The organism is Candidatus Nanoarchaeia archaeon (assembly GCA_035290625.1).
Classification (GTDB): Archaea; Nanobdellota; Nanobdellia; order Woesearchaeales; family DATDTY01; genus DATDTY01.
The window spans coordinates 1-8,865 of sequence record DATDTY010000038.1 but is presented as its reverse complement, the minus strand read 5'-3'; the positions used below and the strand labels follow the sequence as shown (position 1 = coordinate 8,865).

Below are 8,865 nucleotides of genomic sequence, written 5' to 3'. Positions count from 1 at the left end.
CGAGGTAAGACCGCATCGAAGCTTACGCTTCGAGATTCTGGAAACTCCAGAGCAGGCATTTGTCAGGAAGATGAAAAAGGAGGCTTAATAAACATGAAACGAATTAAGCTATCGAAGGGAAATACTTTCAGGATAGCACATACATTATTTTTTTCGAAGGGTTTATATAGTTCTTAAGCAAGAATATACCGTAGTTTCAGAAAGAGGTGTTTGTGTGGTCAGGAAGAATGGAAAACCCGTTCATCACCGAGAGAAGAATAATAGACAGAGCTTCTTATTAATTATTGCTGGGATCCTTACAGCATTTTTGATCATTGCTGTGGTCTCAAAAGTTTCTGAGAGAAAGACCGAGGATCTGGCTGGAGGTGCTACAAGCATCAGCAAAGATTCAGAGGAGGTTGAAAATATTGCTGATTTGATGCGGCAGGGATGGAATTTGCAATGGATTGCATCTGCGAATGGAGCTGCCATAGTTCCGGGCGTAACTTCTGATGATAGCGCATACCTTAACAATGATCGAGAGAAGTATTGGGCAGGAGTAGAACTAGGTCTTCTCAGAGCAACAAAAGAGGTACATGGAGCAGGTGCCAGCGGGACAGACACAGGCAACAGCAGGACAGCCGCCAGATATTTTATTTCGTGGGGATTAAAAGGAACAATTCCACTCTGGGAATCTTTATTGCGGCAGTATTATACTGATTTAGGGGACAGTGAAGCTACACTTAACAGGATAGTGAATGAGATACGGCAAGAAGAAGATTTTCTTGTTCAAAAATGGAACCTCCCTAATAAACCAGGAATAGGTATCCTCATTGACATAAGTGCATTCAGAGGATTTAGAACAGGCGTTGTTGGCGAGATAGAAATGGTTGAGACGCCGACAGGATTGGAAGAAGTTACCGGAAGAGTTCCTGTTCCAACAGAAGGAATAACAGATTCTGATTGGCTGGCTCCTTTCGCCTGGGGAGACAGACATATAACAAGATCGCTTGTGACACGCGGCGGTGAAGGAGATTCGTTTGTTTTTTTTGAAGATGGGAGATTTACATTTCGGCAATTAGGATATAAATGCTGCCCCCCCTCATTCAGGCTTGTGAATAGCAACGGAGTGCAGACCATTCAAGAACTCACTTCCGTGGGAGATTTTTCTGAAGTTCCTAGCACGTGGGAGGTTACAAGGACAATGAGTCTAAAGGAGTTTATTGAACGTGTCCAGCGACAATCTGAAACGAATCAGGATATTACTAGATTCGATCTTGCTGATGTCTTGGGAGACTGGAATGGAGAAGTAACGTCTCAGGAATCCCGCACTTTGCAGGATGCCATACGGGAGTCCCCTGATGGGCATATATGGGTAGTCCTGCGTGGTGACGGAACGATGGCAGGAGGAAGTTTCTTGAATGTTGCAGTTGAAAGCTATAACAGTGGACAGTCGAATGTTCTGAGGAGATATCAGCCAGGATCACCTCAACCTACACTTGAACAAGCATACGCGGCAGTGTCTTCTAAGTCAAGTGTGGGCATACTCCAATTTGATCCTAGGCAGAATAGAGTTATCGGTGTTTATAACACTCAAGGGATACTCAGATACAGTCCCTGATAAAGCGAGTTGGTGCTGCTAATCTCGTAATTCCTTAAGTCTTTGGGAGGTCGAATCTTTCAAGCTCTTTGACGTTAGACAAGATTTCATGGTCTTGGTCAACTGACGTAATATACTTCTTTTGCATCAACTTTTGTCAGAGGAATCTTTTTGGTTAACTTCCACTTTCTTTCTCTGAGGAATCTTTGCTGTTTCTCAACTCCAGATCGAGATCAAGGATCCGATCAAAATAGTAATAAGGGCTCCAGAGTGATGGAAGGATGGTGGGAGGAGCGATCATCGACTCGAAAGAAAGTACCTGGTAGCACACCAGCAGCTGGTTCAGAATCGGCCTTCTTCCGGCAGAACCCCATGGTTCTCTGATACGCTCTTCTTCGAGGAGGTCTGCAGCAGCATCATAAAGAAAAAGGGATTCCAACCGTCCTTTGTGCGTCAGAACAAGGGCATTACAGTAAAGATTCTCCGCTAATGAGGAAGAAAAATTCTCGATCTCAATGATAAAGGCATCCATAAGCACCGAGAACGCTAAGGAATATTAAAGGATTTCGACAGCTTGAGAGAAAGCCTTAATAATGCAGCTTTTTTCTTCCTGGCATGAAATACAGGCTGGTCTGCTTTGATCTTGATGGAACCCTGGTTGATGAGACAAAGAGCGTTTGGGAGTCTATCCATACCTTCCTGAATATTGATCAGGAACGCAGAAGAAAGGCTATGGAAAAGTATTACGCCAGGGAAATCACGTATCAGGAATGGGCTGACCATGACATGGCGATGTGGGCTGAGAGGAATGTGAAGAAAGAGGACTTCCTGAAGGCAATATCCCATCTTCGCCTCATGGAAGGGACGAGAGAGACGCTTCATGAATTGAAGAAGAGAGGCTACAAGCTGGTATTGCTGTCAGGAAGCCTGAGCCTCGTCCTTGATTTGCTGATTCCGGATTATAAGGAGGTGTTCGATCATACCTATATCAATCATATTTTTTTTGATGAAGATGGAAACATCAGCGGAGCTGATTGGCTTGGCCACCCGAGCGATGAAGAAGGGAAGGCCGAAGAGCTCAAGGAGGTTTGCAGGAGATTTGGAATACCTCTGGGGCAGAGTGTTTTTGTCGGAGATGAAAAGAACGATCTCGGTGCGATAGAGCTTGCTGGATTGGGGATTGCGTTCAATTCACAGTCTGAGAAGCTGAACCAGGTTGCTGATATCATCATTGAAAAGAAGGATGTCCGGGAGATACTAAAGCATTTATAGCGAAAGATTAATATTGTGCGGATAGGTTGCATATAAATACGGCAACAAGAAGTATCTGAAGGAAGTATCTGAAGGAAAAGTGGTGGGTCTGTGGAGATTACAAAACAAACCATCCAGAGAGTCGCTGAGGTCAGCAGGCTGAAACTCTCAGAAAGCGAACTTAAGGAATTTGTTGCAGAGTTTAAGGAGATTCTGGACGTTTTTTCCAAGATTGATGAAGTTAACACGAACGATGTAGAGCCGAGCTTTCAGCCGGTTGGGCTGAAGAATGTCCTCAGGGAAGATGAAGCTGAGAAATGCCTCACCCAGGAGAGAGCGCTATCCCAGACCAGGCATAAGCAAGACGGATACTTCAAGGGGCCCCGCGTGATATGAGGATTCCAGAATTTGTCCAGGCTGTGAAACGCGGAGAGATTGATATTGTTGAACATACACACAAAGTGTTGGATATCTGCGCCCACGTCAATTCTGAGTACCATTACTTCACGGCTATAACCCAGGAAGCTTTGCAAAGGGCAAAAGAGCTCAGCAGAAGAAAGGAGAAGAGGGGGGTATTATGGGGTGTTCCTGTTTCTGCAAAGGATGCGATCTCCGTGATGGGGGTAGAGACGACAGGCGGGAGCAGGATATTGAAGGGGTACATGCCTTTGTTTGATGCAACTGCTGTTGAAAAACTCCGCGATGAGGGCGCAATTATCATTGGAAAGACATCTCAGGATGAGTTCGGGTTTGGAAGCTTTGGGATCAATGTTGGGAAAGGCTATGAGATCTCCTTGAACCCCTTTGACAAGAGGAGGGTATGCGGCGGAAGCAGCGCAGGAAGCGCAGGGATAACTCAAAAGCTTGATACGCATGCTTCGCTTGGAGAATCGACAGGGGGATCTATTGTCAATCCTGCCTCCTTTTGCGGTGTTGTTGGATTGACTCCCACCTATGGCCGTGTTTCCAGACATGGATTGCTCGATTACGGAACAAGTTTTGACAAGATCGGGCCAATGGCAAAGAGTGTTGAGGATGCTGCATATGTCTTAAGCAGTATCTCAGGCCATGACAAGGCTGATGCAACATCTGCAAACATAAAGAAAGAGGCGTTTCATTCCTTTGTTAAGAAAGACATCAGAGGGATGAAGATGGGTGTGATTAAGGGAAGCCTTGAGAATGCTGATACGCTTGTTCAGAAAGGATGCCAGGAAGGGATCAGAAAGCTTGAGGAGCAGGGGTGTGAGATTCGGACAATTGAATTGCCTATAACGATGAAGTACGGCGTTTCCTGCTACTATCTGCTTGCAACTGCAGAAGCTTCCACGAATCTTGCAAGATATTGCGGGATGAGGTATGGAACCCATGAAGAATTAAAAGGGGATTTCAACAGCTATTTTTCTGATGTAAGGAGTGGGCATTTCGGCAAGGAAGCAAAGCGCAGGATCATGCTTGGAACCTTTGCGAGAATGGCAGGGTTCAGGGATGCGTATTACCTCAAAGCTGCAAAAATCCGGACATTGATCGTCAATGAGTACAAAAAGGCGTTTAAGCGAGTGGATGCTCTTGTAAGCCCAACAGTACCTAAGCTTCCTTTGACATTTGATGAGGTGAAAAGGCTTTCGGTCCTTGAGAATTATATGTTTGATGTGCTTACTGTCGGCCCAAATGTTGCAGGAATCCCGCACATGAGTGTTCCAGTCTCAATGCAGAAGGGCCTGCCCGTTGGCCTTATGCTCATGACAGATCATTTCGAGGAGGGAAAATTGGTTCAGATCGGAAGCAAGGCAGAGATGCAAAAGCAATGAAATTTGACTCAGATATTGTAATTGGTCTGGAAGTGCACGTCCAGCTTGACACAAAGACAAAGCTCTTCTGCGGCTGCCCGACAAAGGGCTCTGATGAGCCGAACAGCAGGACATGCCCAACATGCCTCGGCATGCCGGGAAGCAGGCCGGTTTTTAACAAGAAAGCCTTGGAGTATGGATTGAAGTTTGCAATTGCGACAGGCTCTGCCATTTCAAAGCAGCTTGTATTTTCAAGGAAGAGCTATTTCTATCCTGATTTGGCAAAGAACTACCAGATAACCCAGTACGAGCTGCCCCTTGCAAAGGACGGGTTTATCACTGTCAATGGAAGGAAGATCATGCTGACAAGAGCACACCTTGAAGAGGATCCTGCTGCATTGGTGCACCCAAAGGGAGTTGGGAAAAGCGCATATGTTCTCGTGGATTACAACAGGAGCGGAAATCCTCTGCTTGAGATTGTTACCGAGCCCATGCTGAGGTCTCCAGAAGAGGCAAGGGAGTTCCTCAGGGAGCTGATGAAGATCCTGAGCTATCTTGAGATTTTTGACTTGAAAGATGGGATCATTAAGGCAGACGCAAACGTTTCCATTCAAAGGACAGGGTATGCCCGTATTGAAATAAAAAATATAACAGGGTTTAAAGAGATTGAGGCAGCGCTAAAATATGAAGTTGACCGGCAGCGAACGGAGAAGGTGGTAACAGAAACGAGATTGTGGGATTCAGAGAGGAGAGTGACTGAACGGCTGCGTGAAAAGGAGGCCGAGATTGACTATGGGTATATCGTTGATTCTGACCTGCCGATGGTTGAGATCACAGATCAGATGGTTGAGAAGATCTCGAAAGAGATGCCTGAGCTTGCTGCTGCGAAGATGGAGAGGTTTGTAAAGGAGCACGGGTTGGCCAAGGAGGATGCTTTAGTGCTTACCGCTGAAAAGACTCTTGCTGAGCTGTATGAGAAGGTTGCAAAGCACGTTGAGAGAAAGCTTGCTGCGAAATGGCTGAGAAGGGAACTCATGAGGGTAGTGCATTACAATAAGAAGGAATTGCATGAGGTTATTGTTGATGAGGGGAATTTGATTGCTCTCCTTGGATTGGTCCAGGAAGGAAAGATAACTGAGCAGGTTGGCCAGAAGTTGATTGAGATGCTCATTGAGAGGCCATTTGACGTTAAAGCATATGTGAAAAAAGAGGGCCTGGCAGCTGTTTCTGACACAAAAAAGCTTGAGAAATACTGCAAAGAGGCGATCAAGGAGAACAGCAAGGCAGTTGAGGACTACAAAAAAGGGAATGAAAAGGCCCTTCACTTCATCGTCGGAGCAGTCATGAAGAAGACCAAAGGCAAGGCAACTCCCAAGGAAGTCAATGAGATTCTGAAGAGGATGGTTGGAAGGTAAAGTTTGTGGAGGGTGGTTGTTCGGGTAATGGGAGGTTGAGATTCAATTGAGAAAGAGGGTGAACGAACGGATTGGGCACACCTCAAAACCCAATTCCCTTTTTACCTCGCATCATTAGAATTATGATAAAGAAAACAAATCCTGTCCAAAAAATCCAAACTGGTTTTATTACATCAAAAGTAACAAGTATCAACGTTACTAACATCATGGATAGAACACGTACAGTTAATACTTTCTTCCATGTTTTTTGGTGACACCAAATATCTTTTAATTCTTTCATTACCATCTTTACCTATAAAATAATTGAGTACGGTAAACCCCATTTTTATTTCTCACAACGCCAACACCAATCAAAGAAAAATCTGAATTAAGCATACTTTCTTACTCCATCACTCTCTTCAGCACCTTCTCCGCATCCTCTCTCACCCGCTCTTCAAAGTCAGGATTCGTCTCGCCTTCCACCTTTTCTGTGTTTAATGTTTCCATAAGCATCCGGATAAACTCCTTCTGGGAAGATTTTGGAAGCAACGGCGTTTCTTCAAGCTCGTCAATAAGCCGCTCTTCAATCTCCTGGGCTGATCCCGGAGCTACCTTGACCTCCTCAAAATCCTTTGTTGCCAGCATAGTTGTTGATTTCATAACATAATAGGCTGACTTCTGGTAGCAGAACTGGAAGATTTCCCTGAAATTGATCTCACTGATTTTTCCAGACTCCAAAGTTCCCTTAAGCCTGATCGTGATGATGGTATCATTGAATTCCTTGTTTTTCAGCCCTGCATACACCTCTTCCTCTGCCTGCTTCGCAGTTTTATTGTCGCAGTTGATTGTCAGGGAAAAAGTGTTATAGACGGGGAGCGGCTGCCATGTCGCCTGCACATTCTCCTTGGCTTCCACAAGATAGAAGCCTCCGTGCTTAAGCTTTTCCAGCTCTGCAAAGCTGTTGGGAAACAAAGGCCCGGGATAGCATATCTTCCCATAATCCGGAAGGTCTCTTTCAATGACCTCATGCACATGGCCTGCTGCATAGTAGTTGAAGTTTTTCGGCAGCAGCGAAAGCGGAGCAGACTCGACCTTTTCCATGCTTTTCGGTTTCAATTCATCGATTGCGCTGTGGAGCATGAAAATCTTGAACCCAGGCTCTCTCTCAAGCGAATCAGTTTCCAGGGCTTCGTAATAGGATTTCTCCAAAGCGCCCCTTTTTCCCAAAAGCCCGGTTATCTTTGTACCTGTTTTGCGGTCTAGGGTAAACGAAAGCAAGAGCTTGTTGCCCTCCACTCTCCCCTTCACAACATTGATCAGCAGGCCTGCTTTCTCCAGGACATCAAGGATGGTCTTTCCTGAAGGAGAGTAGTCATGGGATCCAGGGATGATATAGACGGGAATAGCGTGATCTTTGAGGCACTTGAGCGTTGCTGTCGCGTCCTTCAGGGTGTCAAGGCTGGGAAAAGAGGTGTTAAAAAAATCCCCTGAGATCAGGATGAAATCAACATTCTTTTCCATGCAGATACTTGCTGCATTTTCGAACGCCTGAGTCGGGATGAGCTTCAGCTTAGGATCCCTCCAGGAGCCGATGTGGCAGTCTGACATGTGGGCGAAGAGCATGGGGGCGGAGAAGTAATGAGGTTATTTAATTCTTTATGTTACCCTACCATCCTCATCGAAAGATTGAGTGCCTTCACCGAATGCGTCAGAAAGCCAAGGGAAACTGCATCAACTCCCGTCTCTGCGTATTCTTTTATATTTGCCTCAGTGATGTTTCCTGACGCTTCCAAGAGGATGTTTTTGTATTTGGAATTGATTTTCGCAATGATCTCCTTGATGATGCCTGGGTTTAGGTTATCCAGTAACAATGCAAAATTCCTGTTTAATTTTGAGATTGTTTCAGCTGCGTCTAATGCGTGCTCTTTTGTCCGGACTTCAATCTCTATGAAATCTGCGTTTTTGGAGATTGCTTCAAGTGTTTTTTTGATGTCTTTTTCCAGGTAGTTTTCTTTGATCAGTATTCCATCATCCAGCGCGAGGCGGTGGGTTAAGGCCCCTCCGATGTGCATCGCTTTCTTGTCCATGGTCCCCCAAAGCGTCTTTCGTGTTCCGAGGACATGGCATGCTTTGCTTATTCTGTTTCTGAGGTTTTGTGTTGCAGTTGCTATTCCTGACATCCTTTTCAGGCAATTGACCATTGTCCTTTCATAGCTGAGGAGTGTTCTTAGATTTCCTTTGAGAGTAAGTATTGATTCTCCTTTTTTTATTGGATCTCCGTCTTTTTTATTGAAGAGCATCTGTATTCCCGGCAATAATGAGATCTCTTCCAACCCCGCGACGATTCCCTCTTCTTTCGCGATGATTTCTGCTGTTGCATGCTTTTCAGAGGTGTTGAGCGCGTCAGCTGTGAGGTCTTTTTTCCCAACATCCTCTCTTATCTTCTGGAGCAGGAAGTTTCTTGCATATTCTTTATACTCCTCTGTGCTGAAATAGCCGCTCCTGTCCCAGAATTTCAAGGCAAGGTCTTTTCTGTCCATACGAAGACGGGCTTTAGAGGGATTTATTAATATTCCTGAACATAAAGATTCAAGGCATTTCCGAGTGAGGTTCCTATGAAAGTTGTTAAAATCTGTGAATTGAGAAAAGGGGCAGATGTCAATGTTTATCCCGAATCCAAGAAACGGCTGATCGTGGATATTACATAGAAAATCTGTGCTATCCTGAAAGTATTTCCCTTCGATAGCTTAATTCGTTTCATGTTTATTAAGCCTCCTTTTTCATCTTCCTGACAAATGCCTGCTCTGGAGTTTCCAGAATCTCGAAGCGTAAGCTTCGATGCGGTCTTACCTCG

At 45.1% G+C, this 8,865-nt stretch carries 8 protein-coding genes; 5 read left to right on the top strand and 3 right to left on the bottom strand.

Annotated elements, in window-relative coordinates; all coding sequences use genetic code 11:
- The first annotated feature begins 214 nt into the window (after window positions 1-214).
- Window positions 215-1,600, top strand: a complete 1,386-nt coding sequence (locus VJB08_03410; GenBank protein HLD43011.1) for a hypothetical protein — start codon at window positions 215-217, stop codon at window positions 1,598-1,600.
- Window positions 1,601-1,754: 154 nt separating this feature from the next.
- Here VJB08_03410 and VJB08_03405 read toward each other — a convergent pair whose 3' ends face one another.
- Window positions 1,755-2,111 (bottom strand): hypothetical protein, encoded by a 357-nt coding sequence (locus VJB08_03405; GenBank protein ID HLD43010.1) that lies wholly within the window; start codon window positions 2,109-2,111, stop codon window positions 1,755-1,757.
- Between the two features lie 83 nt (window positions 2,112-2,194).
- Here VJB08_03405 and VJB08_03400 point away from each other — a divergent pair, with 83 nt between their 5' ends.
- The 4 genes from VJB08_03400 to gatB all read left to right on the top strand — a co-directional run bounded on the left by VJB08_03400 (window position 2,195) and on the right by gatB (window position 6,032).
- Window positions 2,195-2,851 (top strand): HAD-IB family phosphatase, encoded by a 657-nt coding sequence (locus VJB08_03400; protein ID HLD43009.1) that lies wholly within the window; start codon window positions 2,195-2,197, stop codon window positions 2,849-2,851.
- A 90-nt stretch (window positions 2,852-2,941) separates the two neighbouring features.
- Window positions 2,942-3,226 (top strand): Asp-tRNA(Asn)/Glu-tRNA(Gln) amidotransferase subunit GatC, encoded by a 285-nt coding sequence (gene gatC, locus VJB08_03395; GenBank protein HLD43008.1) that lies wholly within the window; start codon window positions 2,942-2,944, stop codon window positions 3,224-3,226.
- Window positions 3,223-4,638: an amidase family protein gene (locus VJB08_03390; GenBank protein HLD43007.1), complete on the top strand. Its 1,416-nt coding sequence runs from the start codon at window positions 3,223-3,225 to the stop codon at window positions 4,636-4,638. The genes gatC and VJB08_03390 overlap by 4 nt, the downstream gene beginning before the upstream one ends.
- Window positions 4,635-6,032, top strand: a complete 1,398-nt coding sequence (gene gatB, locus VJB08_03385; GenBank protein HLD43006.1) for an Asp-tRNA(Asn)/Glu-tRNA(Gln) amidotransferase subunit GatB — start codon at window positions 4,635-4,637, stop codon at window positions 6,030-6,032. Before VJB08_03390 ends, gatB begins: the two co-directional genes overlap by 4 nt.
- Window positions 6,033-6,413: 381 nt before the next feature.
- On the opposite strand, the gene VJB08_03380 is transcribed toward gatB, so the two are convergent.
- The gene (locus VJB08_03380) at window positions 6,414-7,634 is read right to left on the bottom strand and encodes an exonuclease SbcCD subunit D (protein HLD43005.1); all 1,221 of its coding nucleotides are present in this window, start codon (window positions 7,632-7,634) and stop codon (window positions 6,414-6,416) included.
- A gap of 38 nt (window positions 7,635-7,672) precedes the next feature.
- Window positions 7,673-8,551 (bottom strand): carboxylating nicotinate-nucleotide diphosphorylase, encoded by an 879-nt coding sequence (gene nadC / locus VJB08_03375; protein ID HLD43004.1) that lies wholly within the window; start codon window positions 8,549-8,551, stop codon window positions 7,673-7,675.
- Window positions 8,552-8,865: the final 314 nt, after the last annotated feature.